Annotated in this window: 20 protein-coding genes; 7 read left to right on the forward strand and 13 right to left on the reverse strand. The window is 70.2% G+C overall.

From position 1 onward, the window contains the following. Positions 1-175 precede the first annotated feature (175 nt). From treY to xylA, 4 genes are all read right to left on the reverse strand, one after another. Positions 176-2,569: a malto-oligosyltrehalose synthase gene (gene treY / locus ACT53O_RS03045; RefSeq protein WP_476151530.1), complete on the reverse strand. Its 2,394-nt coding sequence runs from the start codon at positions 2,567-2,569 to the stop codon at positions 176-178. A 5-nt stretch (positions 2,570-2,574) separates the two neighbouring features. Beyond that, the gene (gene glgX, locus ACT53O_RS03050) at positions 2,575-4,785 is read right to left on the reverse strand and encodes a glycogen debranching protein GlgX (protein WP_295777858.1); all 2,211 of its coding nucleotides are present in this window, start codon (positions 4,783-4,785) and stop codon (positions 2,575-2,577) included. Between the two features lie 271 nt (positions 4,786-5,056). Continuing rightward, positions 5,057-6,355, reverse strand: a complete 1,299-nt coding sequence (gene xylB, locus ACT53O_RS03055) for a xylulokinase (RefSeq protein WP_476151304.1) — start codon at positions 6,353-6,355, stop codon at positions 5,057-5,059. A 132-nt stretch (positions 6,356-6,487) separates the two neighbouring features. Beyond that, on the reverse strand, positions 6,488-7,675 hold the full coding sequence (gene xylA / locus ACT53O_RS03060; protein WP_347418307.1) for a xylose isomerase: 1,188 nt from the start codon (positions 7,673-7,675) through the stop codon (positions 6,488-6,490). Between the two features lie 112 nt (positions 7,676-7,787). Here xylA and ACT53O_RS03065 point away from each other — a divergent pair, with 112 nt between their 5' ends. Beyond that, entirely contained in the window at positions 7,788-8,984 is a 1,197-nt protein-coding gene (locus tag ACT53O_RS03065; protein ID WP_476151305.1) for an ROK family transcriptional regulator, read from the forward strand. Positions 8,985-9,002: 18 nt separating this feature from the next. Here the strand turns inward: ACT53O_RS03065 and ACT53O_RS03070 are convergent, their stop codons facing one another. After that, positions 9,003-10,001, reverse strand: coding sequence for a LacI family DNA-binding transcriptional regulator (locus tag ACT53O_RS03070; protein ID WP_036318433.1), 999 nt, complete (start codon positions 9,999-10,001; stop codon positions 9,003-9,005). Positions 10,002-10,170: 169 nt separating this feature from the next. Here ACT53O_RS03070 and ACT53O_RS03075 point away from each other — a divergent pair, with 169 nt between their 5' ends. Genes ACT53O_RS03075 through ACT53O_RS03090 form a run of 4 tightly spaced genes read left to right on the forward strand, consistent with a single transcriptional unit; the run spans position 10,171 to position 15,734 of the window. Then, positions 10,171-11,460: an ABC transporter substrate-binding protein gene (locus ACT53O_RS03075; protein WP_036318432.1), complete on the forward strand. Its 1,290-nt coding sequence runs from the start codon at positions 10,171-10,173 to the stop codon at positions 11,458-11,460. Positions 11,461-11,488: 28 nt separating this feature from the next. Continuing rightward, positions 11,489-12,490, forward strand: coding sequence for a carbohydrate ABC transporter permease (locus ACT53O_RS03080; RefSeq protein ID WP_476151531.1), 1,002 nt, complete (start codon positions 11,489-11,491; stop codon positions 12,488-12,490). After that, positions 12,487-13,395 (forward strand): carbohydrate ABC transporter permease, encoded by a 909-nt coding sequence (locus ACT53O_RS03085; protein ID WP_036318431.1) that lies wholly within the window; start codon positions 12,487-12,489, stop codon positions 13,393-13,395. Before ACT53O_RS03080 ends, ACT53O_RS03085 begins: the two co-directional genes overlap by 4 nt. A gap of 5 nt (positions 13,396-13,400) precedes the next feature. Then, the gene (locus tag ACT53O_RS03090; RefSeq protein ID WP_476151306.1) at positions 13,401-15,734 is read left to right on the forward strand and encodes a beta-xylosidase/alpha-l-arabinosidase; all 2,334 of its coding nucleotides are present in this window, start codon (positions 13,401-13,403) and stop codon (positions 15,732-15,734) included. A 73-nt stretch (positions 15,735-15,807) separates the two neighbouring features. Here ACT53O_RS03090 and ACT53O_RS03095 read toward each other — a convergent pair whose 3' ends face one another. The 6 genes from ACT53O_RS03095 to ACT53O_RS03120 all read right to left on the reverse strand — a co-directional run bounded on the left by ACT53O_RS03095 (position 15,808) and on the right by ACT53O_RS03120 (position 22,415). Then, entirely contained in the window at positions 15,808-17,322 is a 1,515-nt protein-coding gene (locus ACT53O_RS03095) for an alpha-N-arabinofuranosidase (protein ID WP_476151307.1), read from the reverse strand. A gap of 158 nt (positions 17,323-17,480) precedes the next feature. Beyond that, positions 17,481-17,972, reverse strand: coding sequence for a glutaminase (locus ACT53O_RS03100; RefSeq protein WP_476151308.1), 492 nt, complete (start codon positions 17,970-17,972; stop codon positions 17,481-17,483). Then, positions 17,969-18,664 carry an SDR family oxidoreductase gene (locus ACT53O_RS03105; protein ID WP_476151309.1) on the reverse strand — a complete coding sequence of 232 codons (696 nt, stop codon included), beginning with the start codon at positions 18,662-18,664 and terminating at the stop codon, positions 17,969-17,971. Before ACT53O_RS03105 ends, ACT53O_RS03100 begins: the two co-directional genes overlap by 4 nt. A 25-nt stretch (positions 18,665-18,689) precedes the next feature. Continuing rightward, entirely contained in the window at positions 18,690-19,916 is a 1,227-nt protein-coding gene (locus ACT53O_RS03110; RefSeq protein ID WP_476151310.1) for a saccharopine dehydrogenase family protein, read from the reverse strand. Positions 19,917-19,995: 79 nt separating this feature from the next. Further along, a complete protein-coding gene (locus ACT53O_RS03115) occupies positions 19,996-21,546 on the reverse strand; it encodes an APC family permease (protein WP_060960620.1) in 1,551 nt (516 codons plus the stop codon). A gap of 275 nt (positions 21,547-21,821) precedes the next feature. Next, positions 21,822-22,415 (reverse strand): TetR/AcrR family transcriptional regulator, encoded by a 594-nt coding sequence (locus ACT53O_RS03120; RefSeq protein WP_476151532.1) that lies wholly within the window; start codon positions 22,413-22,415, stop codon positions 21,822-21,824. Between the two features lie 75 nt (positions 22,416-22,490). On the opposite strand from ACT53O_RS03120, the gene ACT53O_RS03125 reads away from it, so the two are divergent. Together ACT53O_RS03125 and ACT53O_RS03130 are read left to right on the forward strand one after the other, a co-directional pair. Then, on the forward strand, positions 22,491-22,877 hold the full coding sequence (locus ACT53O_RS03125) for a DUF1304 domain-containing protein (protein ID WP_036318423.1): 387 nt from the start codon (positions 22,491-22,493) through the stop codon (positions 22,875-22,877). Positions 22,878-22,939: 62 nt separating this feature from the next. Then, positions 22,940-23,950 carry an NADP-dependent oxidoreductase gene (locus ACT53O_RS03130; RefSeq protein WP_378793786.1) on the forward strand — a complete coding sequence of 337 codons (1,011 nt, stop codon included), beginning with the start codon at positions 22,940-22,942 and terminating at the stop codon, positions 23,948-23,950. Positions 23,951-24,072: 122 nt separating this feature from the next. On the opposite strand, the gene ACT53O_RS03135 is transcribed toward ACT53O_RS03130, so the two are convergent. Further along, complete coding sequence (locus tag ACT53O_RS03135; protein ID WP_476151311.1) at positions 24,073-25,089, reverse strand: tocopherol cyclase family protein; 1,017 nt, start codon at positions 25,087-25,089, stop codon at positions 24,073-24,075. Between the two features lie 40 nt (positions 25,090-25,129). Beyond that, a complete protein-coding gene (locus ACT53O_RS03140; protein WP_036318420.1) occupies positions 25,130-25,849 on the reverse strand; it encodes a VIT1/CCC1 transporter family protein in 720 nt (239 codons plus the stop codon). Between the last annotated feature and the right edge of the window lie 24 nt (positions 25,850-25,873).

A 25,873-nucleotide genomic window follows, 5' to 3' on the forward strand; every position in this document is an offset into this window, starting at 1 on the left:
ACCAGCCGCCGGTCACGTGACGTAAGCGAACGTCACGAAACGTCACACGCGAGGCGTTTCGGCTCGCTGCGCTCTGCGTTTCGGCTCGCTGCGCTCGCTCAACGACCGGAGTGGGGGCACCCCCGGTCGTTGAGCGAGGAGCGCAGCGACGAGTCGAAACGCGCCGCGCCGACGCTCAGGCCCGCGTCAGCAGGGCGACCGGCAGGTCGGCGAGCAGGATGCCGAGGCTCGCGGCCCCGCCGTCGATCTCACGCCCGGTGAATGCGTCGCGCCACCGACCCGCCGGAAGCATCACGGCCGTCCCGCCCCAGCCGCCGCGGTCAGCGAGACCGACCGGCAGCCTCGTCGCGACGGCGACCGCGCCTCCGCGATCGAACGCCAGGGCGTGCGCGTCGGCCGCGCCCACGACCGGGAGCGCGACGTAACGGGAGAACAGTTCGGGGCGCTCGCGCCGCAGGCGCAGCGTCCGCGAGACCACCAGCAGCTTGGCCGCGCCGGAATCGTCGATACCCGGCATCCATCCGCCGTCCAGGCGGGCGAGCAGTTCGCGGCGGCGCTCGATGTCCACCGAGCGCCGGTTGTCGGGGTCGACCAGCGAGAGGTCCCACAGCTCGGTGCCCTGGTACACGTCCGGCACGCCGGGACCGGCCAGGTGCAGCAGCGCGGCGGCGAGCGCGTTGGATCGGCCCGGCGCGACGAGGTCGCGCACGAAGCTCTCCACGATCGGGCGCGCCGCACCGAAAGCGGCGTCGATCAGCGCGTGCACGCGCGCCTCGAACGCCTCATCGGGATCGGTCCAGCTGGTGCCGACGTCGCCCTCGCGCGCCGCCTTCTCGGCGTATGCGTGCAGCCGCTCGGGGAGGGCGGGATCGTCCGACCATGCGCCCACGACCGCCTGCCACAGCAGCGCGTCGAGCGGACCATCGCCGGTGGAGCCCTCCGCACGCAGCGCGTCGAGCGCCGTCGCCCAGCGATCGGGCATCTCCGCGAGCACCGACAGGCGTGCGCGGACATCGGCGGAGCGTTTCGTGTCGTGCGTCGTCAGGGTCGTCAGCGCAGCCGGCCACGACGCCTGCCGACGCGCGAAGGCGGCGTGCAGACCCTCGACCGGCAGAGCGAACTGCGACGGATCGCCGCCCACCTCGGTGAGCGAGGTGAGGCGCGTGTATCGGTAGAAGGCGCGATCTTCGACACCTTTGGCCATCACCGGCCCGGTCGTCTGCATGAAACGACGCGACAGCTCGGACGAGGCGTCCGCGACGGCATCGGCGACCTGGGCGAGCGCATCCGCCAGGTCAGGACGCCGAAGGGATGCCGCAGCCACGGCATCCGCGAGCACGTCGGCGCCGGCGGGAAGATACGCGCGGTAGACGGGGAAGGCTGCCAGCAGCTCCGCGAATGCGTCGCGCGCGCGATCGTCGCCCAGACCGGCCCGCAGGGACGGCGGCAGGCAGCGGATGAGCCGCCCCACCTCCGCCGCCTGAGACGTGTCGGCGATCTCCCGCTTGGTCCCGGCGATCATGTCGGCCCAACTCAGCCGGGCGCCGCGCAGCCGCTCGTCCTCTGCGGTGAGAGCCGCCTCACCGGCCGGGTCGACGAGCACGCGGTCGATCTCCCCGAGCGCGTCGTAGCCGGTGGTGCCCGTCGTCGCCCACCAGCCCGGCAGCTGCTCGCCGGGCTCGAGGATCTTCTCCACGTAGACGGGGAAGCTGCGAGTCGACGCGGGGCCGCGCGCCTGTGCGACCGCCGCGGCGAGCGCGTCGAGATAGCCGCCTGGATCGGCGAGGCCGTCGGGGTGGTCGATGCGCAGGCCGTCGACGAGCCCCTCTCGCACCCATCGGAGGATCTCGACGTGCGACGCCGCGAACACGTCGGGCAGCTCCACGCGCACCCCCGCGAGCGAGGTCACCGTGAAGAAGCGGCGGTAGTTGAGCTCCGCGGCATCCCGCCGCCACGACGTGAGCCGCCAGTGCTGGCGTTCGAGCACGTCGCGAACGGCCGTGCGGTCGGTCGTCGCGTGCAGCGGCGCCGTGCCGGGTGCGAGGGGGAGGACGATGTCGTAGTAGCGGGCCGTCCCGGTCTCGTCGTCGGTGGTCGCAGGCCGTACCTCGATCTCGCCGGCGCCGAGCACCTCGTCGAGGTCGCCGCCCAGCACCGGCAGCACGACGCGTTCGGCACCGTGCGCCCAATCGATGTCGAAGCCCTGCGCGAATCGGGAAGCGCGCCCGTGGGTCAGGACGTCCCACCACCACGGGTTCTCGGTCGGATCGGCAACGCCCTGATGGTTCGGCACGATGTCGACGAGGATGCCGAGACCGGCCGCCCGCGCGGCGCAGACGAAGCGCTCGAGGCCAGCCCGGCCGCCCCGATCGTCGTCCACTCTCGTCGGGTCGACGACGTCGTAGCCGTGATCGGAGCCGGAGGCCGCCTGCAGGATCGGCGACAGGTAGGCCCAGTCGACGCCGAGATCGCGCAGGTAGTCGGTGACGGCGGCGGCGGCATCCAGATCAAACGACGCACGCACCTGCAGACGGTAGGTGGACGCGGGAAGACCGCGGCTGTCGGCGATCACGGTCAGTGCGGCAGCTCGGTCTGCGGGGCCGGGGAGCGGACGATGTCGATCGGCACCGTCAGCGCCGCCAGCGACGCGGCGACGGAGTGGTCGACGTCGGGCTTGTCCTCCTGATAGTCGCGCAGGACGATGAGCGAGCGGCCCGCGAGCTCCACGGCCTCTCCCCCGCGGCGCGGCTCGGTGTCGGTGAGCTGTCCCGTGGTGTCGACGACGATCTCCCACTGCGGACTGAACTCGGCGCGCGGGATCGTGAACGAGAGCCCTTCGTCGCCCGCGTTGAACAGGATGAAGAAGTGGCGATCCTCGATCTGCTCGCCGCGCCGATCGCGCTCACGGATGCCGTCGCCGTTGAGGAACACCCCGACCGCCCGGCCGAAGCCGGACTCCCAGTCCTCGGGCTGCATCTCGGTGCCGTCGGGGCGCAGCCACGCGATGTCGGGCAGCGGCGCACCCTCCTCGCGGCGGACGGGCCGGCCGTCGAAGAAGCGGCTGCGCCGGAACGTCGGATGCTCGCGGCGCAACCGGGCGAGGGCGGCCGTGAACTCCACGAGCGGCTGATCGACGTGATTCCAGTCGATCCAGGTGATGTCGTTGTCCTGCGCGTACCCGTTGTTGTTGCCGCCCTGCGTGCGGCCCAGCTCATCGCCGTGCGAGATCATCGGCACGCCCTGGCTGAGCAGCAGCGTGGCAAGGAAGTTGCGCTGCTGGCGCGCGCGCAGCATCAGGACGCCCTGGTCGTCGGTGGGGCCTTCCACACCGCAGTTCCACGATCGGTTGTGCGATTCGCCGTCGTTGTTGTCCTCGCCGTTGGCCTCGTTGTGCTTCTCGTTGTACGAGACGAGGTCGCGGAGCGTGAAGCCGTCGTGCGCGGTGACGAAGTTGATGGAGGCGACCGGTCGACGCCCCGAGTTCTCGTACAGGTCTGCCGAGCCCGTCAGCCGCGACGCGAACTCGCCCAGTGTCGCCGGCTCGCCGCGCCACAGGTCGCGGACGGTGTCGCGGTACTTGCCGTTCCACTCCGTCCACTGCGGCGGGAAGTTGCCCACTTGGTAGCCGCCGGGGCCGATGTCCCAGGGTTCGGCGATGAGCTTGACCTGCGAGATCACCGGATCCTGCTGCACGATCTCGAAGAAGGCCGCGAGTCGATCGACCTCATAGAACTCGCGGGCGAGGGTCGCCGCCAGATCGAACCGGAAGCCGTCGACGTGCATCTCCAGCACCCAGTAGCGGAGGGAGTCCATGATCAGCTGGAGGGTGTGCGGGTTGCCGACGTTCATGCTGTTGCCGGTGCCGGTGTAGTCGGTGTAGTACCGCTTGTCGTCGGCTTCGAGCCGGTAGTACGCCTCGTTGTCGATGCCGCGCATCGACAACGTCGGGCCCATGTGGTTGCCCTCCGCGGTGTGGTTGTAGACCACGTCGAGGATGACCTCGATGCCCGCGGCGTGCAGGGCTTTCACCATGCTCTTGAACTCCTGCACCTGCTGACCGCGCTGACCGGTCGAGGAGTAGGTGTTCTGCGGCGCGAGGAAGGCGATCGTGTTGTAGCCCCAGTAGTTGCTGAGACCCTTCTCCTGCAGGGTGGAGTCGTTGACGAACTGGTGCACCGGCATGAGCTCGATCGCGGTCACGCCGATGTGCTTGAGGTGCTCGATGACGGCGGGATGCGCGATCGCGCTGTACGTGCCGCGGATCTCCTCGGGGATCTCGGGATGCAGCTGCGTCAGCCCCTTGACGTGGGCCTCATAGATGACGGTCTCGGCATACGGGGTCTTCGGCAGCCGGTCGCCCGCCCAGTCGAAGAAGGGGTTGACGACGACGCCCTTCATCATGGCGGCGGCCGAGTCCTCGTCGTTGCGGGAGTCGGGGTCGCCGAAGTCGTAGCCGAACACCGACTGCCCCCAGTGGACCTGCCCTTCGACCGCCTTGGCGTAGGGGTCGAGCAGCAGCTTGTTGGGGTTGAACCGATGCCCGTTGGCGGGATCATTCGGCCCGTGCACGCGATAGCCATATCGCTGGCCCGGCTGCACCGTGGGCAGATACACGTGCCACACGAACGCATCGACGTCGCGCATCTCGATGCGCGTCTCTTTGCCGCGGTCGCCGAACAGACACAGCTCGACACGCTCGGCACCCTCACTGAACAGCGCGAAGTTCGTTCCACTGCCGTCGAACGTCGCCCCGAGCGGGTACGCGGATCCTGGCCATGCCTGCATGTGCGACTCCCTGTGCGATGACATCGTTCGGTGACACCGTTGCCACACGCTCGAACCGTGACGAGACCATCCCGTGACGAGTTCAGCCTAGGCCTCGGACCCTCTCGTCGGGGTGTGGGACGGTGGGTCTGGACGCGGGCGCGCGGAGTTGCTATACGCCACGGCATCCCGCGAGAAACCAGCCTCGGAGCGAGAAACACGTGCAGACGTGATGTCTCGCGGCGGGGATGGTTTCTCGCTGGCTGCAGGACGCCGGCGGTGCGGGATGCCGTCAGGCGGCGAGGATGCGGGCGGCCTGACGAGCGGCCCCGAGCGCGACGTACTCGCCCGCCGCGGGCACGTCCACCGGCACGCCGAGGACGTCGGGGGCGATGCGCCGCACCGCCTCGGACTGCGCGCCGCCGCCGACCAGCAGCGCCCGTTCGATCGGCACACCGAGCCCGCGGATGGCATCCAGGCCGGCCGCGAGTCCTCGCAGCATGCCCTCCACCGCCGCGCGGGCGAGGTTCTCGCGCGTCGTGGAGGCGAGCGTCATGCCCGTCAGCTCCGCTGTGGCGTCCGGCAGGTTGGGCGTGCGCTCCCCCTCGAAGTACGGCAGCAACCGCAGACCGGCCGCTCCGGCGGGAGCGGCGAGAGCGAGCGCGCTCAGCTCATCGTGATCGACAGCGAGGAGCCGTGCCGTCACATCGAGCACCCGCGCCGCGTTGAGCGTGGCGACGAGCGGAAGGAAGTGACCGGCGGCGTCGGCGAAGCCGGCGACGGTACCGGTCGGGTCGATCGTGCGCTCCGCGCTGACCGCGAACACCGTGCCGCTCGTGCCGATCGAGACGACGACGTCGCCGACGTCGGCACCGACGCCCAGGGCGGCGGCCGCGTTGTCGCCCGCGCCGGGGCCGACCCGGCGGCCCGCGGCATCCGACACCCACTCGTCCGGGCCGAGCACCCGCGGCAGGGCGGCGTCGTGACCGAGCGCGGCGACGAGCAGATCGCGATCGTAGGCACCTGTCGCGGGGTTCCAGTAGCCCGTCCCCGAGGCGTCCGAGCGGTCGGTGGTCAGCTCGTCGAATGCCACCGCGCCCTCGACCACCGGACCGAAGCCGCGCAGACGCCAGGTCAGCCAGTCGTGCGGCAGCGCGACGGCGGCGACGGCGGCGGCGTTGTCGGGCTCGACGTCACGCAGCCATCGCAGCTTCGTGATCGTGAAGGAGGCCACGGGCACGAGACCCGTGCGCGTGGCCAGCGCCTCGCCGCCGAACTCGGCGACGAGGTCGGCGGCGGCCGGCGCCGACCGGGTGTCGTTCCACAGCAGCGCGTCGCGGACGACCGCACCGGTCGCGTCGAGCGCGACCATGCCGTGCTGCTGGCCGCCGATCGCCCATGCCTCGACGTCCGTCATGCCGCCGGCATCCGCGATCGCGGCCTGGAGCGCGCTCCACCACACCTCGGGGTCGACGCTCGTCCCGTCGGGATGCGACGCGCGCCCCGAACGGACCACGGCTCCCGTCTCCGCATCGACGATGACGACCTTGCAGGACTGCGTCGAGCTGTCGACGCCCATCACGAGTGCCATCTCGGCATCCTCTCTCGGTGGACCGCCACCACCCGCCGAGACACCGGATCCGCACCGAGACACCGGCGTACGGCGGGTGTCTCGGTGCGGATCCGGTGTCTCGCGGGCGGGGCGGTCGGGCGGATGCCGGGGTCAGCGGGCGCCGAGCAGGTGCTCGGTGGCCAGCTGCTGCAGGCGGACGAAACCGAAGCCCTTGCCGCCGAGGTAGGCGTCGGTGTCGAAGTCCTCGTAGGCGGAGCGGTCAGCCACGAAGTCGTCGTAGCTCTCGCCCTCGGCGAACGTCGGCTGAGCGAGCTCGGCCACGCGCGCAGCGGCGAGTGCCTCCTGCACCTCCGGATCGGCGCGGAAAGCGGCCGCGCGCTCCTTCAGCAGCAGGTACGTGCGCATGTTGGCGGCTGCCGAGTCCCAGACGCCGGTCTCGTCCTCGGTGCGCGAGGGCTTGTAGTCGAAGTGGCGCGGTCCCTCGTAGGCCGGGCCGCCGTTCGGACCCCCGTTTTCGAGCAGGTCGACCAGCGCGAACGCATTGTGCAGGTCGCCGTGGCCGAACACGAGGTCCTGGTCGTACTTGATGCCGCGCTGGCCGTTGAGGTCGATGTGGAAGAGCTTGCCGTGGTACAGCGCCTGAGCGATGCCGGCCGCGAAGTTCAGCCCCGCCATCTGCTCATGACCAACCTCGGGGTTCAGTCCCACGAGCTCGGGACGCTCGAGCGAATCGATGAAGGCGAGGGCGTGCCCGACCGTCGGCAGGAGGATGTCGCCGCGCGGCTCGTTCGGCTTGGGCTCGATCGCGAAGCGGATGTCATAGCCCTTGCTGACGACGTAATCGCCGAGGAAGTTGACGGCTTCGCGGTAGCGCTCCAGCGCCTGGCGGATGTCCTTCGCGGAGTCGTACTCGGCGCCTTCGCGACCGCCCCACATGACGAACGTCTGCGCGCCGAGCTCGGCTCCGAGGTCGATCTGGCGCAGCACCTTGCGGATGGCGAAGCGGCGTACGTCGCGGTCGTTCGAGGTGAAGCCGCCGTCCTTGAAGACGGGGGCGCTGAAGAGGTTGGTGGTGACCATCGGCACCTTCAGTCCCGTCGCGTCCAGCGCGCCCTTGAGACGGTCGATCTGGTGCTGACGGTCGGCGTCACTGGAGCCGAAGGGGAAGAGATCGTCGTCGTGGAAGGTCAGCCCATACGCCCCCAGCTCGGCGAGCTTCTCGACCGCGTGCACGACGTCGAGCGGCGGACGGGTCGGGCCGCCGAACGGGTCGGTGCCGTTGTAGCCGATGGTCCAGAGACCGAAGGTGAACTTGTCGGCGGGGGTCGGGGTGGTCATGACGCTCCTTCGCGGTCTCCCGGGTGGGAGGTTTGTTGTTGACAGCAACCTATACCACGACGCACCCGTCGTCTACCGCGACGCCCGGCATCCGCGCCTCTAGGGTGGACGCGTGGCACGCGCAGAAGGAACCGTCGAGGGCGTTCGGCGCGCCAACCTCTCCCGCGTGCTGCGGCTCGTTCACGAAGACGGCCCCCTCTCGCGCGCGGCACTCACCGAGACGACGGGTCTGAACCGGTCCACGGTCGGCGCGCTGGTCGCCGACCTCGTCAGCGCGGGCCTCGCCACCGAGGGCGCCCCCGAGATGCACCGCCGGGTGGGACGCCCCTCACCGTCGGTCGCGGCCGCCGCGGACGTGGTCGCCATCGCGGTCAATCCCGAGGTCGACGCCCTCACCGTGGCCGCCATCGGACTCGATCGCGCGATCGTGTGCCGCGAGCGCATCGAGCTCGCCGGACTGCTCACCCCCCAAGAGGCCACCGCGCTCACCGCCGAGGTGATCGAACGCTGGCGCACGGGGGTGCTCGCCTCGCACCGCATCGTCGGCATCGGCATCGCGGTGCCCGGGCTGGTGCGCTCCGCCGATGGGCTCGTGCGCCGCGCCCCGCACCTCGACTGGACCGACGCCCCGCTACGCGACGATCTCGCGCAGGCCACGGGCCTGCCGACGGCGATCGACAACGACGCGACGCTCGGCGCCCTCGCCGAGAGCCGCTACGGAGCCGGTCGCGGCGTCGCCGATCTGATCTACGTCAACGGCGGCGCGAGCGGCATCGGCGGCGGCCTGGTGATCGGCGGCCACCTCGTGCGCGGCGCGGGCGGCTACGCCGGCGAGCTCGGCCAGAACAGGCCGGGCATCGCACAGCCGACGGATCGTCGCTCGGGCGCGCAGGGCACCCTGGAAGACGAGGTGAGTCGCTCGCGCCTGCTCGCCGTCGTGGGGCTGCACAGCGCGGACGAACCCACGCTCGAGGAGGCGATCCGCACCTCGGGGAGCGTGGAGGTCGCCGCGGAGGTCGAACGACAGCGCCGCATTCTCGCGACGGCGTTGGCGAACGCCGTGAACGTGCTCAACCCGTCGACCGTCATCCTCGGCGGCTTCCTGGCGACGATCCTCGACCAGGATGCCGAGGCTCTCCAGAGCGCCGTCCGCGAGCAGGCCATGGCCATGAACGTCGAAGATCTGCACCTGCGTGCGGCCGACCTGGGCCCCGACCGCCTGCTCGTGGGCGCGGCCGAGATCGCCTTCGACGCGCTGCTCACCGACCCCCTCGACGCACTGCACGGCGCACTGCCCGACGCGGGCTGACCTCCGGCATCCGCGCGCTCAGCGCAGCGGCGCGGTGGTGGCGCGCGGGATGAGCCGCGTGGGAAGAACGAGGTGCGTGGCCTCGGGCGCGCCCCCGCCGAGCATCGTGACCAGCATCCGCGCGGCTTCGGCGCCGAGGCGCTGGATGGGCTGGCGCACCGTGCTGAGCGGACGCGCCGTGAGGAAAGCCTCGGGGATGTCGTCGAAGCCGATGACCGACAGATCGCCCGGCACGTCCAGTCCCAGCTCCCCCGCCACTTCGATGAGCCCGAGCGCCGTGCGGTCGTTCGCGGCGAAGACGGCCGTGGGCCGGTCAGACTGCTGCAACAGTGCACGCCCGACGACCCGGACCGTGTCGGGGTCGTACATCCCCACGGCCACGAGGGCGGGGTCGAAGCGGATGCCGGCATGGCGCAGCGCGCGGCGGTAGCCCGCCTCGCGCATCTCCGACGAGCGCAGCTCGGGACGCCCCGCGAGGAACCCGATGCGCCGGTGCCCGAGTTCGAGAAGGTGCGTCGTCGCCTCGAAGCCTCCGGCGAGGCTGTCGGATTCGACCGAGGGAATGTCGACGCGACCGGCGTGCGGGTCGACCGCGACGATCGGCACGTCGGCGTTGACGCCGACCACCGTGGGGGTGACCATGATGGCGGCATCGATGAGTGTGCCGCTGAGCCGACTGAGCGAGCGACGTTCCCACCCCTGCGGATCGCTGTCGCGCGCACCCGCGTACGCGAGCAGGTCGTAGCGGTGGCTGCTGAGCGCCGCACCGACGCCCTTCAGCACCTCCGCGCTGAACGGCTCGAAGTCCGAGACGAGCACGCCGACGACCCCCGTTCGGCGGGAGCGCATGCTGCTCGCGACGAGGCTCGACTCGTAGCCGAGCTCGGCCACGGCATCCAGCACGCGCGACACCGTCGCACTGGCGACGCCATACCGCCCGTTGACCGCTTTGGACACCGTGGCGACCGACACTCCGGCGGCGGCGGCGACGTCATGGATGGTGGCTCTGCGACTCACGGGGCGATCCTATGGCGACGGAAACGTTATTGAAAAGGTTTTTGAAAACGTTTGACGTTGTTGACAACAAATGGACACACTGGTGCACATTCCGGCCCGAACCCGTTCACCGGAATGCTCCGTGCCCCGAATGACCGGGGTGAGGCTCAATGAGGAGGACAGGAATCACATGAAGGCGAACAAGATCCTGACCGGAGCGGCGCTCCTGGTCGCGGGCACGCTCGGTCTGAGCGCCTGCAGCGGCGGATCGGGCGGAACCAACGCCGACGGCAAGGTCGAGATGACGCTCTGGCAGAACTCGACCACCGGTCCCGGACAGCAGTTCTGGAAGGACGCCATCGCGGCCTTCGAGAAGGAGAACCCGAACGTCACCATCACGATGCAGTCCGTGCAGAACGAAGACATGGACGGCAAGCTGCAGACCGCGCTGAACGCGGGCGACGCTCCCGACATCTTCCTGCAGCGCGGCGGCGGCAAGCTCGCGGCGATGGTGCAGGCGGGCCAGCTGATGGACCTCACCGACAAGATCGGCGACACCGCCAAGTCGGAGATCTCCGAGGGCTCCTTCAAGGCCGAGACCTACCAGGACAAGGTGTGGGCCATGCCGCTGGCGGTGCTGCCGAGCGGTTTCTGGTACAGCTCCGACCTGTTCACCAAGGCGGGCATCACGACGCCGCCGACCACCATCACCGACCTGGAGTCGGCCGTCGGCAAGCTCAAGTCCGCGGGCGTCGCACCCATCGCGCTCGGCGCGAAGGACGCCTGGCCGGCCGCCCACTGGTACTACAACTTCGCCCTCCGCGAGTGCAGCGCCCAGACCATCGAGAAGACCGGCGACACCAAGGACTTCAGCGACGGCTGCTGGCTGAAGGCCGCGGAAGACCTGAACGACTTCGCCGCGACCCAGCCGTTCAACGACGGCTTCCTGACCACAAGCGCCCAGCAGGGCGCCGGCAGCTCCGCCGGTCTCGTCGCCAACCACCAGGCCGCGATGGAGCTCATGGGCGCGTGGGACCCGGGCGTGATCGCCTCCCTCACCCCCGACGAGAAGCCGCTGCCCGACCTGGCCTGGTTCCCGTTCCCCGAGCTGTCCGGCGGCCAGGGCGAGCCGGGCTCGATGATGGGCGGCGTCGACGGGTACTCGTGCTCGGTCAAGGCTCCGAAGGAGTGCGCCGACTTCCTCAACTTCATCGCGTCGGCCGACCAGCAGAAGGCCTACTACGCGGCCTTCAGCGCCCCGCCCGTCAACAAGACGGCGCAGGCGGCGGTCAAGGAGCCCTACCTGCAGGAGGTCCTCGCCGCCTACAACAAGGCTCCCTTCGTGTCACAGTGGCTCGACACCGTCCTCGGCCAGAACGTCGGCAACGCGCTGAACGTCGCCGTGGTCGATCTGCTCGCGGGCAAGAGCAACCCGCAGCAGATGATCCAGTCGGTCACCGACGCGGCCAAGAAGGGCTGATCGGATCGTGTCCCTTCGCGAGACCTCCGTGGCCGTCACCGACCCGGAGACGGATCTCGCGCAGCACGGCGGGGGCGGCGTGACGCCGCCCCCGCCCACGCCGCGCCGCCGTCCCCGTGGACTGGGCTGGGCCGCAAGATTCGAGATCGCGCTGCTGGTCGGGCCGGCGCTGATCATGTTCCTCGGCTTCGTCATCTTCCCGGTGGCGATGGCGGCCTACTACGGCTTCTTCCGCTGGCAGGGCTACGGCACGCCCACCGACTTCGTCGGCCTGCAGAACTACGTCACGATCCTCACCGACCCGACCTTCCTCGAGGCGCTCGGGCACAACGGCTTCATTGTGATCGCCTCGATCGTGCTGCAGGGTCCGGTCGCGGTGCTGCTGGCTCTGCTGCTCAACCGTCGGATGCGGGGGCAGTCCCTCATCCGCGTGCTGATCTTCGTGCCCTACGTCATCGCCGAGGTCGTCGTCGGCACCGGCTTCGGCCTCATGCTGCAGACGCAGGGCGCGGTGAACGGCCTGTTGGAGAACTGGGGGCTGGGCGCCCTTGCCCACGATTGGATCTCGGATCCGGCGATCGCCATCTGGACGCTGATGGCCATCCTCACGTGGAAGTACGTCGGCTTCGCCGTCATCCTCTTCCTCGCGGGACTGCAGGGCATCCCCGAGGAGCTCTACGAGGCGGCGGCGCTCGACGGCGCCGGCTACTGGCAGACCCACTGGCGCATCACGCTGCCGCTGCTGGCCCCCACGCTGCGCATCTGGGCGTTCCTCTCGATCATCGGGGCCCTGCAGCTGTTCGACCTCGTCTACATCATCTGGGGCCAGTACGTCGCCTCGACGGCAGGCACCTCCACGATGGCCACCTACATGGTGGTCAACGGCCGCAACGCCGGCAACTTCGGCTTCGGCAACGCCGTCGCCGTCGTCATCTTCGTCATCTCGCTCGTCGTCGCCCTCATCTACCAGCGCTTCGTGCTGCGTCGCGACACGGCCGGCGCCATCACCGAAGGGAAGAAGACCCGATGAGCGCGCTCACCGCCGACACCCCCGTCTCCACCGCCACGGTGGCCACCGCAGGACACCGCGGACGGGGTCCGCGCCGCACGAAGGAGCGGCTGCCCTGGGGCAGTCCGCTCGTGTACTTCATCGCTCTCGTCGTGATCGCCCTCATGCTGGCGCCGGTGCTGTACATCATCATCGGCGGGTTCCGCAGCAACTCGCAGATCACGGTCGACCCCGCCGGCTGGCCCGATCCGTGGAACGCCCAGAACTACCTGAACGTCCTCACCGGGCCGCAGTTCTGGCGGCAGGTGCTCAATTCGATCATCGCCGCCGGTGCGACCACCGCCGGAGTGGTCGCACTCGGGCTCATGGCCAGCTACGTCATCGCGCGGTATCCGTTCCGCGGGCGCGGCGCGCTCTATGCGCTGTTCGCGGCGGGTCTCATGTTCCCGATCACGGTCGCCATCACGCCGTTGTACATCGTCATCCGTGACCTCGGCCTGATGAACTCGCTCGCCGGGATCATCCTTCCGCAGATCGCGTTCGCGCTGCCGACGACGATCATCATCCTCGTGCCGTTCCTGCGGGCGATCCCGGACGAGATCCAGGAAGCCGCGTTCATCGACGGCTGCAGTCGATTGGGCTTCTTCTGGCGGATGGTGCTGCCCTTGTCGGTGCCCGGCGTCATCACGGTCGGCATCCTCGCCTTCATCGGCAGCTGGAACAGCTACCTGCTCCCCCTGTTCATCCTCAACAACGAGGCGAGCTTCACGCTGCCTCTGGGCGTGCAGGCCTTCTCCTCCCAGTACTCGGTCGACACCGCCAAGGTGCTGGCTTTCACCTCACTGTCGATGCTCCCGGCACTGCTGTTCTTCAGCCTGTTCGAGCGTCGCATCGTCGGCGGCCTCACGGGCGCCGTGAAGGGCTGATCCGTATGACGATCTCCGATTCCCCCCTCCACCAGCCGCTCGCCGAGCCGGTCTCCCCCCGGGTTGCCGCGCTCATGGCCGCGATGACCGTCGAGCAGAAGGTGGCGCAGCTGACCGGTTTCTGGGTCGACCAGGGCGACGAGGTGGTCGCGCCGATGGCCGGCGAGATGCTGGCCGGCGAAGCGACGCCCTCCGACCGCTACGAGCAGGCGTCGGCACACGGCCTCGGCCACCTCACGCGCGTCTACGGCACGAGGCCCGTGGATGCCGCGGAACGCGCGGCCTGGCTGTGGAACGAGCAGCGCCGTCTCGCCGCGGCATCCGGTCACGGCATTCGCGCGATCGTTCACGAGGAGTCGCTGACGGGGCTCGCGGCCTGGAGAGCGGCGACGTTCCCGACGCCCCTGGCGTGGGGCGCGACGTTCGACCCCCAGCTCGTCGAGAGGATGGGACGCCTCATCGGCGCATCGATGCGAGAACTCGGCGCGCACCAGACCCTCGCCCCCGTGCTCGATGTCATCCGCGATCCCCGCTGGGGCCGTGTCGACGAGTGCATCTCGGAGGATCCCTACGCGGTGGCGACGATCGCCACCGCCTACGTGCGCGGCATCCAGGATGCCGGGGTGCACGCGACCCTGAAGCACTTCGTCGGCTACTCGGCCTCGCAGGCGGGCCGCAACCACGCGCCCGTCCACGCCGGTCCGCGGGAGCTGGCCGACGTGTTCCTGCCGCCGTTCGAGATGGCGGTGCGCGACGGCGGCGCACGCTCGGTGATGAACTCCTACACCGACATCGACGGCGTTCCGGTGGCCTCGGACCCGCGGCTGCTGACCGACCTGCTGCGCGGAACGTGGGGCTTCGACGGCGTGGTCGTCTCGGACTACTTCGCGATCGCCTTCCTCGAGACGATGCACGCCGTCGCCGCCGACCGTACCGAGGCGGCACGCCTGGCGCTGACCGCCGGCATCGACGTCGAGCTGCCCAGCGGCGACGCCTACGCCGCTCCCTTGCTCGCCGGGCTGCGCGACGGCCGCATCGACGAGGCGCTCGTCGATCGGGCGCTTGCCCGCGTGCTCGCGCAGAAGGAGGAGCTGGGTCTGCTCGATCCCGACGAGAGCGAACCTCCGACCGCGATCGACCTCGACTCGCCGGCGCACCGTGAGGTCGCGCGCGAGCTCGCGGAGCGCTCGCTCGTGCTGCTGTCGAACGACGGCACGCTGCCGCTGGCCACCGGCACGGCCGGTCCGGCACGCATCGCGGTGATCGGCCCGAACGGCCACGACGCCTCGGCGTTGATGGGCTGCTACTCGTTCGCCAACCACGTGCTGGCCCATCACCCGGGAACACCGTACGGCTTCGCGATCCCGACGGTCGCCGAGGCGCTGCGCGCAGAGCTGCCCGACGCCGCCATCGTCTCTGTCGCGGGCTGCGAGGTCGAGGGCGACGACCGCTCGGGCTTCGGCGCGGCGGTGGATGCCGCGGCATCCGCCGACGCGGCGATCGTCGTCGTCGGCGATCGCGCCGGCCTGTTCGGACGCGGCACCGTGGGCGAGGGCAACGACGCAGAGAGCCTGGAGCTGCCGGGCGTGCAGCGAGAGCTCGTCGACGCCGTGGTCGCCACGGGCACGCCGGTCGTCCTGGTCGTCGTGACCGGGCGGCCCTACGCCCTCGCGTGGGCTCTGGATGCGGACGCCGACGCGCGGCCACGAGCGGTGGTGCAGGCGTTCTTCCCGGGCGAGGAGGGCGGAGTGGCGATCGCGCGGATGCTGTCCGGAGCGGTCTCACCCTCGGGCCGACTGCCCGTCTCGCTGCCGCGTTCGGCCGGCGCACAGCCGTTCTCCTACCTGCATCCGATCCTGGGCGGCAACAGCGATGTGACCAGCGCCGACAGCGCGCCGGTGCGTCCGTTCGGGTTCGGGCTCGGCTACACGACGTTCACCCGTACCGACCTGTCGGCGCCGGCCGAGGTCGATGCCGGCGGCGTTCTGCCGGTGAGCGTCACGGTGACCAACACCGGCTCCCGCCCCGGCACCGAGATCGTGCAGCTGTACGCGCACGACGTGCACGCCAGCGTCGTCCGACCGGTCGCCCAGCTGCTCGGATACGCCCGGGTCACGCTCGCGGCGGGAGCGAGCGCGCGCGTGCACTTCGAGGTTCCGACCGCACGCCTGGCGTTCACCGACCGGCGCGGCATCCGCATCGTCGAGCCCGGCCGCGTCGATCTCTGGGTCGGCGAGTCGGTGGCCGACCGCGAGAGCGTCGCAACCGTCACCCTCACCGGAGACGTGCACCCGGTCACGGCCGCCGATGCCCGCATCGTGGGGACACACGTCGAGTAGCGGTCTTTCGCCTCTTCCGCCACTCGATCAGACGGCCCGCCCCTTTCCCGGGGCGGGCCGTTCTTCCGTGCGGTCAGTCGAGAGCGAGCTCGACGGTCGCGAAGGCGTGCGGCGGCAGATCGACGCGCAGGACACCCGCCTCCACCGTGGCCTCCAACGGCACCGGGCGCACCGTGTCGGGCGCCTGCGGGGTGTTGTGCGCCGCGGCATCCGGTCCGGTCAGCACGCGGGCGCGCACGACCCTGGCGTTGCGACCGCGGAGGTCGATCTCGACGGGTAGCGCGTCGTCGACGCCGACGTGCGTGAGCGAGACGAGCACGGCGCCGTCCTTCGTGGATGCCGAGAGCGACAGCGCCGGCAGCTGCGCATCGTCGACACCGACGACGGGCGTGCTCACGACGTGCGCCGGCAGCGCCATCGCGTCATGGTGCCCCACGTTCATCTCGTACACGTGGTAGGTCGGAGTCAGCACGAGACCGCCATCGTCGTCGGTCAGGATCATCGCCTGCAGCACGTTGAGCGTCTGAGCGATGTTCGCCATGCGCAGCCGCGCGGCGTGGCGGTGGAACACGTCGAAGTGGATGCCGGCGACCAGCGCATCGCGCACCGTGTTCTGCTGGAAGAGGAAGCCGGGGTTGGTCCCCGGCTCCACGCTCCACCAGGTGCCCCATTCATCGCAGACGAGGTCGATGGTGCGCTCGGGGTCGTAGGCGTCCATGACGGCTTCGTGCGCGCGGATCACGCGCTCGATCTCGTAGGCCTTGCCGATCGTGCGTACGTATTCGTCGCGCGAGAACGCCGTCGCCGACTCCTTCTGGATGCCGGTGCCGGCGTGCGTGTAGTAGTGGAACGAGATCGCCTGAAACGGCGAGCGCTGCGGGTCGGGGGCGTTCGTCGACATCGCCGATGCCATGAGCGCGTGCGTCCAGCGCACGTCGTCGTCGGCGGCGCCGGCCGCGATGCGGGTGAGGGTGTTGCCGTCGTGCTCCCTGCAGAAGGTCGCGTAGCGCCGGGCGAGCGAGGTGTAGTACTCGGGCGTCATGTGCCCCCCGCATCCCCAGGCCTCGTTGCCGAGACCCCAGAACGGCACCCGCCACGGCTCGTCGCGACCGTTCGCCCGGCGCAGGCGCGCCATGGGGCTGTCGCCGGAACGGGTGAGATATTCGACCCACTCGCTCATCTCCTGCACGGTGCCACTGCCGACGTTGCCATTGACGTAGGGCTCGGCGCCGAGCATGTCGCAGAGGTCCATGAACTCGTGCGTGCCGAAGGCGTTGTTCTCGACGACATCCCCCCAGTTGGTGTTCACCATCGTCGGTCGGGTCTCGCGCGGACCGACGCCGTCACGCCAGTGGTACTCGTCGGCGAAGCACCCGCCGGGCCAGCGGAGGTTCGGAACGTGCAGTCGGCGGAGGGCCTCGACCACGTCGAGTCGGATGCCGCGCTCGTTCGGGATCGGCGAGTTCTCCCCCACCCAGAAGCCCCCGTAGATGCATCGTCCGAGGTGTTCGGCGAAGTGTCCATAGAGGTGACGGCTGATCTGCGGACCCGTGACGTCGAGGTCGACGGCGGCGCGAGCGATGGTCATGACGGCTCCCGTTCTGCGGCTGCTCTGCCGCCCTCCCATCCTCGCACCAATATGTTTCACATGACAACAAATATGGACCTCGCGGCACCGATTGCACCACGACGGGCGAGAACCAGCGGCGCACCGTGCGGCAGCGCAGCCGTGCCAGCGTGGCCGCGTCAGCGCAGCGAGAGCTGGTCGTCGAGGTAGTCGGCCAGGGGCCGACGCGCGCCGGCCGCCGTCCACGTCACGAGCGGGATGCCGTCGACGAGCGCCAACGGCCCGGAGCGCTCACCCCGGCGCACGGCGTCGAGGTCGATCTGCGTCGCACCCAGGTGCAGCGCCTCGCCGTCGGCGAACCCGCCCCGCGCCGCCGCGGCTGCACGCTCGGAGCGGGCACGCTGCGCCTCCGCCGTGTACCCGCGGACGGCCTCGGCGCGGGCGCGGAGAATCTCACCGGTGGCATAGACCTCGGCATCCGCGATGAGGAGCACGCCGACGTGCCATGCCTCGCCGACCGGCACGATCCGGGGAGCGCGGCCGAAGCCGAGCAGGCGCCGCGTGTGGGCCCAGTCACCCAGGCGCTCGCGCGCGGATCCCGCCAGACGCCGGCGGGCGTCGGAGAGCACGGCGTCGAGCAGGTCGGCGCCGGCGGCGGGCTCGTCGCTCATCGCGGACCGGGGCGCACGGTCAGGTCGCTGATGACCGCGTCCCGCGGAAGGTCGAGGGCCGTGAGCACGGCGGTGACCACCGACGCCGGGTCGATCCACCGATCGGGGTCGTAGGCGGTCCCCTCCTGCGCGTGGACCTCCGCCTGCATGGGCGTGGCGGTGCGACCGGGGTACACGGTCGTGACACGCACGCCGTGCTCGGCCTCTTCGCCTCGGAGGGCATCGGCGAGGGCCTTGAGCCCGTGCTTGGATGCCGCGTACGCCGCCCACTGCGGATGCGCGGTGAGACCCGCGCCCGAGTTGACGAACACCACCTGGCCACGGGCAGCGCGCACCCGCGGCAGCAGCAGCCGGGTCAGCTCGGCGGGCGCGGTCAGGTTCACGGCCAGCTGGCTCTCCCACACCGATACCGGCAGATCGCCCACGCGGCCGAGTTCGACGATGCCCGCGGCGTGGATGACGCTGTCGATCCGCTCCGGGACGGCATCGGCGTGCTGCATCGCGTCGGCGATCGCAGCCGGGTGCGCAAGGTCGGCGACGATGGTGACGCTGCCCGGGAACGCGCGCGACAGATCGTCGGCCCGGGCGGCGTCGCGGACGATGAGCACGAGGCGGTCGCCGCGCGCCGCGAGCCGCTCGGCGATGAGGTTTCCGATGCCGGAGCCCGCTCCGGTGATCACGTGGGTGGTCATCTGACCATCCTCGCACCGCGGTGGTTCAGACCGCCCTGTCCTCCATGCCCCACGGCGAGCCGTAGCCGGCCGGTGCCGGCGCGGCGAGCAGGTCGAGGAACGGCTTCGCGTCGAACGCCTCGGGGCCGAGCACGCCGGTACCGGTCCACACCCCCGTGGCGAGCAGCTCGAGCGCGATGACCGGGTTAATGGCGGTCTGCCAGACGACCGCCTGCGAACCGTACTCGCGCATCGTCTCCTCGTTGTCGGCCACGTGGTACAGGTACGTCGAGCGCGGGCGGCCGTCGACGCCGGTTCCCGTGACCCACACGCCGGCGCAGGTCTTGCCGCTCATCTTGTCGCCGATGGTCGCCGGGTCGGGAAGGCACGCGGCGACCACGTCGCGCGGCGAAACCTCCACGCCCTTGACGTTGACCTTCGCGGTGCTGTCCAGGCCGAGCTTGTGGAGGGTCTTCAGCACGCCGATGAACTCGTCGCCCAGGCCGTACTTGAAGGTGACGCGCTTCGCCTTCGTCCAGCGCGGCATGAGCAGCACCTCCTCGTGCTCGACGTTGACGCATTCCACCGGACCGATGCCGTCGGGAAAGTCGAACACCTCGGGCTCGCTGAAGGGCTCCGTCGTGTACCAGCCGCGGTCCTTCTCGTAGATGACCGGCGGATTGAGGCACTCCTCGATCGTCGTCCAGATCGAGAACGACGGTGCGAAGTCGTAGCCGGCCACCACGAGGTTCGCTCCGTCGCGCACGCCGAGCTCGTCGATCTCGCTGAACAGATGGTCTTCGGCATAGCGGGCGAAGACGTCCGACAGCCCCGGCTCGACCCCGATGCCGACGAGGGCGAGCCGACCGGCATCCTTCCACTGGCCGTCCTTGGCGAACTGCTCGTCGCCGAGCTTGACGCCCGGCAGCGCGTGCGGCTGCTCGGGATGCGGTGTCGACAGGCTCATCGCCATGTCGAGGTAGGTCGCGCCGGCGGCGAGCGCGCCGTCGAAGATCGGCATGACGAAGCGGGGGTCCACGGCGTTGAGCACGTGGGTGATGCCGTGCGCCTCGATGAGCCCGGCCACCGCATCGGCACGGGAGGCGTCGACCTGGGCCGCCTCCACCCGCGGGTCGGCGACCTCGGCGACGAGCGCCTGCGGGCGCGCCGGGTCGTAGTCGGCGATGACGAGCTTCTCGAAGAAGTCGCGACGCACGGCGATGCGGACGGCGGCCGAGCCGACGCCGCCGGCGCCGACGATGAGGATACGCATGGTGTTCCTTAGTCGTGGTGATGAGGGTGCGGATGCCGGGTCGGCGCGGGCCGCCCGGGCCCGGCCGGGAGCCGGGAGGTCAGATGCCGCCGTCGATGGAGCGGACGATGTCGCCCGGCTCGTCGGGCACGAGGACGGGGGTCTCGCGGTTGAGGGCCCGCCCCTGGAAGAACGGCTTCGAGCGCGGGAAGACGAACCAGACGAACATGAGCACGACGCCGACGAGCAGGGCTCCGATGCCGACCACGAACGTCCCGCCGATGCCCAGCAGCACCGAGTTGCCGTAGTCCACGTCGTACATGTCGATCGCCGACTGCACGAACGCGAACGTCAGCATGAGGGCGCCCAGCAGCGGGAAGATGCCCTTGAGCCACAGGTCGCGCGCGGAGCGGCCGAGGTCGCGTCGGTAGTACCAGACGCAGGCGAAGCCGGTGATGGCGTAGTAGAACGCGATCGCGAGCCCGAGCGACAGGATCGAGTCCTGCAGGATGTTGTCGCTGATCAGCGTCATGCCGACGTAGTAGCAGATGGCGACCGTGCCGCCCACGATCGTGGAGAACGAGGGCGTCTTGTAGACGGGATGCACGGTCTTGAAGCGCGCGGGGAGCGCGCGGTAGACGCCCATCGCGAGCGTGCCGCGGGCGGTGGGCAGGATGGTCGTCTGCGTCGAGGACACCGCCGAGATCAGCACCGCGACCACCAGCAGCCAGCCCCACGGGCCGAGCAGTCCGTCCTTGATCGCGAGGAAGAAGTCGTCCGCGTTGTCGGCGTTGCCCAGCCCGGTGCCGTCCTCGCCGAGCCCGGCGTACATCATCGCGGCGATCGTCACCGACACGTAGGTGAACAGCAGGATGATCGTGGTGAGCAGCGCCGCACGACCCGGGATGCGCTTGGGGTCCTTGGTCTCCTCGTTGAGGGCGAGGCAGGTGTCCCAGCCCCAGTAGATGAAGAGGGCGAGCAGCACCGCCTCGGTGAAGCCGTGGAAGTCGGTGAAGGCGAAGGGGTTCAGCCAGTTCCAGTCGAACGGCGTGGGGTTCGGTGCCGACCCGGCGAAGAATTGCCAGAGCGAAGCGACGACGAAGATCGCCAGCGCGAGGTACTGCACGGCGAGCAGCACGTTCTGGATCCGTTCGCCGATCTCCACGCCGCGCCAGCTCACCCACGTCATCGCCGCGATGAACAGGACGGCGACCAGCACGATGCGCCAGTCGTTGTTCTCGAGTTCCAGACCGAACAGGTCCCAGAAGTAGACGGAGGCGATCTGCGCGAGGTTCGCGAGCACGACCATGCCGGCCACCGCGACGCCCCAGCCGCCCATCCATCCCACCCACGGACCGAACGCCTTCGTCCCCCAGGTGAAGGTGGTGCCGCAGTCCGGGATCTCGTTGTTGAGCTCGCGATAGGCGAACGCGATGAACAGCATCGGCACGAAGGCGATGATGAACGCGATCGGCGCCTGGCCCCCGACGGCGAGCACGACGAAGCCCAGGGTCGCGACGAGGGAGTAGACGGGGGCGGTGGATGCCAGACCGATGACGGTCGACCCCCACAGCCCCAGCGTGCCGGCGGCGAGGCCTTTGCCTTCGCCGCGTTCCAGGTGGATCGGTGTGGTGCTGCCGAAGTCGCTCATCGCTCTTCTCCGCCCTCGCGTGATCATGCGTGCGCCGACGTCCCCAGTGACGCGGTGAGGGAAGACTAGAACGCCCGGACGCACCAGCGGATGCGACACGATGGCGAATCTCGCGGCGACCTCTCGCCGCCGCGTCTATCCCCCTCCCGCCTGCCCGCCCCGCCCTCCCGGTCGTTGAGCGAGCGCAGCGAGTCGAAACGCAGAGCGCAGCGAGTCGAAACGCAGAGCGCAGCGAGTCGAAACGCAGAGCGCACCGAGTTGAACCCGCAACCCCGTCAGGGACGCACGGCCTCGGCATCCACGAGGGCCGCCGCCGTCTCGAGCGCGCGCACCGCCTCGTGCGGCGACGGGCGCACGAGCGCGAAGGCCGCGACCACGAGGCCGGTGACGGCATCGGCGAGGCGCGCGCGCCGGTCGACGGATGCCGAAGGCACCGCCGCCGCGATCCCGCGCGCGATCGCGTCGTGCAGTTCGGCGCGGTAGTCGTCGATCACGCGGGCGACGTCGGCGTCGCGGGCGACCGGCGCACCGGCGGCATTGATGAGAAGGCAGCCGTGTGCGGCCGGCATCGATCCGACGCGGGCGAACGCCGCTGCGAGGCCGTCGAGGTAGTCGGCGAGCGCGACGGGCGCGACCTCGTCGCCCTGCAGCGGCGCCAGGCGGGGTCGCACGACCTCGTCGAGGTAGCTCTGCACGGCAGCGTCGAACAACCCGCGCTTCGAATCGAACGCGTTGTAGATGCTCGACCGGTTCAGGCCGGTCGCGCTCTCGAGGCCCGCGATCGAGGCGTCCTCGTAGCCGTGCTCCCAGAAGAACTGCCGGGCGGATCGCACGACGGCGACGCGATCGAACTCTCGACTCCTGGCCACGACATCCACCCCACTTTCTAAACCGGTCGTTTCAGTATATATTGAAACAGTCAGTTCAGAAACAGGAGGATCCCCATGGTCATCGTCGGTCTCGTGCTCGCCTCCGTCGCGGCGCTCATCCACGTCTTCATCTTCTGGCTCGAGTCCATCGCCTGGACCACGCCGCGCGCCCGCGCCACGTTCGGCACCAGCGCCGAAGAAGCTCAGGCCACGCGCGAGATGGCCTTCAACCAGGGCTTCTACAACCTGTTCCTCGCCGTACTGGTCGCCATCGGCGTCGTCCTCTTCGCCACCGGTGCCACCGCGGCGGGTGCGGCTCTCGTCTTCGCGGGCGCCGGCTCGATGACCGCGGCCTCGCTGGTGCTGCTGCTGTCCAGCCCCGACAAGGCCTCCGCCGCACTGAAGCAGGGCGTCATCCCCACCCTGGGGGTGGTGGCTCTCGCCATCGGCCTGCTGATCTGACCCACCCCCGTCGCACACCCGACCCCATCCCCATCCCCATCCGCATCCCACAAGGAGAACGAATGACAGACGCCACCAGCACTCAGATCCAGCTCGCCGCCCGCCCCGTCGGGTGGCCCACGCACGACGACTTCCACGTCGCGACGGTCACCTACGGCGCCCCGCAGGCCGGCGAAGTGCGCGTACGCAACGAGTTCGTCTCCGTCGACCCCTACATGCGCGGTCGCATGAACGACACCCGCAGCTACGTCGCCCCCTACGCGCTCGGCGAGACCATCACCGGCGGCGCGGTCGGGCGCGTGGTGGCCTCGGCATCCGACGACCTGCCGGTCGGCACGGTCGTGCTGCACCAGCACGGCTGGTCGGACGTCGTCCAGGCCGATGCCGCGACCTTCCGCGCCATCCCGGAGATTCCCGGGGTGCCGCTCTCGCTGAACCTGCACATCCTCGGTATGACGGGGCTCACCGCGTACGTCGGACTCACCGCCATCGCGCACCTCACGCCCGGCGACACCGTCTTCGTCTCCGGCGCGGCCGGCGCCGTCGGCACCGCCGTGGGCCAGATCGCCAAGCGCCTGGGCGCAGGACGGGTCATCGGCTCGGCCGGAACGCCGGAGAAGGTCGCCCTCCTGACCGAGAAGTACGGTTACGACGCGGCGTTCAACTACAAGTCCGGAGACGTCCGCACCCTGCTGGCCGAGGCGGCGCCCGAGGGCATCGACGTCTTCTTCGACAACGTCGGCGGCGACCACCTGGAAGCGGCGCTGGACGCCTTCAACGACGGCGGCCGCGCCGCCCTCTGCGGCGCCATCACCGGCTACAACACCACGGAGCGCACGCCCGGTCCCGACAACATGTCGAACATGATCACGCGTGCCCTCACGATGCAGGGCTTCACCCTCGCCGCCTACCTGCACCTGGCCCCCGAGTTCCAGCAGAAGATGTCGGCCTGGTTCGCCGAGGGCGGCATCGTCTACGACGAGACGATCGTCGACGGCATCGAGAACACCGTCGACGCCTTCCTGTCGATGATGCGCGGCGCCAACACGGGGAAGATGCTCGTGCGCGTCTGAACGCGCCGCACACCCGCACACCCGCACGATGATCGGGGTCGCGTGTGGTCGCCGGCTGGGGCCGGTCCGACCGGACGCGACCCCGATTCGCGTGTCCGGGCGGCGCGGATGAGCGGACCGGGTCAGCGCAGGGCGAGCAGACGCGTCGTGTCGCCGAAGACCTCCAGGCCCGCGCACGTGCCGACGCCTTCCAACAGCACGCGCCCCGCGGCATCCGTGTGCCGGATCATCACGCGGGCATCGAGCGTCTCTTCCACGCGTTGGTGCATCGCGGTGCGCAACGGGGCGTGCAGCAGCCCCCCGCGCACGCGCTCGGCTTCGAGGTCGAGCCTGCCGTCGGGACCCGCCATGCTCCACCGCACCCGGTCGTCGTCGATGGTGAGGCGGCGCTCGCGAGAGCGGTTGTAGGTGGTCCAGCGGTACAGACGTCCGCCGTGGCGAAGTCCCACGATCGACCCGCGGAACGAGCCGCGCAGCCACGGGATGATGGCGACCGATGCCACGAGCGACGCGTCCGTCTCGCCACCGCCGACGCCGACGGCATCGATGTGGTTCGACGCGAGCCAGACGTATCCCGCGGGAAAGGCCTGACCCCAGTCCTTCTCGATGTAGCCGCGGCCGCCGCCGAACTCGACTTCTCGGCCCTCGACCTGCAGGGCGCCGCCGAGGTCGTGCCCGAACGAGACGACACCGTGGAAGCACTCCATGAACGGCACGAGCCCGTACCAGCCCATGATCCCCGGCTCGCGCAACGTCACCGGCCACGGTTGCAGAGCAGTGGCGTACGAGATCCGTCCCCGCAGCTGCGGCAGATCGAGCGTCGCCCCGTCGGAGTCGAAGATGTTGCCGCCGACGCGCACCTCGAAACGCCGGTCGGATGCCGCGAACTCCTCGGGGTCGAAGCGGTGATACCACGAACGCCCCGCGACACCGTCGAACACCTGGACGAACGCCTCGTCGGCCGGCATGTCGCCACGCCCGTCGCCACGGAACACTCCCGGGATCACCGCCCACCGGTGCGCGCGGTCGGCCGAGACGAGCTTGACGTACCAGCCCTCGAAGAACGGCCGTCCGGCGCCGCGGCCGTGGAAGGCCTCGGGATGCCGCGCCCCGCGCAGATACGCCATCGGAGTCCGCATGCGGCTCACCCTACGCCGCGCGCGGAGCGCACGGCGGGACTCAGCCGACGGCGGTGCCGAAGAGGGTGCCGACGAGGAAGGTGGCACCCAACGCGAGCGCGCCGCCGATGACCGTCCGCATGATGGCGCGGCCGCGGTTGGCGCCGCCCAGCCAGGCGGCGAGGTAGCCGGTGACGGCGAGGGCGAGCAGCACGGACACGAACGTCCAGACGAGGCGCGCAGGATGCGGCAGGAGGAGGATCGTCGCCATCGGCAGAAGAGCACCGACGAAGAAGGCGACCGCCGAGGCGAACGCGGCGTGCCACGGGCTGACCACGTCGTCCTGGTCGATGTTCAGCTCGGCCGACAGGTGCGCGGCGAGCGCGTCGCGCTCGGTCAGCTCGGTCGCGACGCGCGTGGCCGTCTCCTCGCTGAGCCCCTGCTCGCGGTAGAGACCGACCAGTTCGACGAACTCGGCCTCCGGATCGTCGGCGAGCTCCCTGCGCTCCTTCTCGATGAGGGCGTGCTCGCTGTCGCGCTGGCTGGAGACCGACACGTACTCCCCCAGCGCCATGGAGATCGCCCCGCCGACGAGAGCGGCGGACCCGGCGAGCAGAACCGGCATGACCTCGGCCGTCGCGCCGGCCACGCCGACGACGACCGCCGCCGTGGAGACGATGCCGTCGTTCGCTCCGAGCACGCCGGCGCGCAGCCAGTTCAGTCGCTGCGCCACGCCGCCGCGGTGCGGCTCATCAGGATGCGAGGATTCCGTGTCGGTCATCCCGTCACCGTATGCCGCCCACCG

This window comes from Microbacterium sp. DMC48 (genome assembly GCF_056313825.1).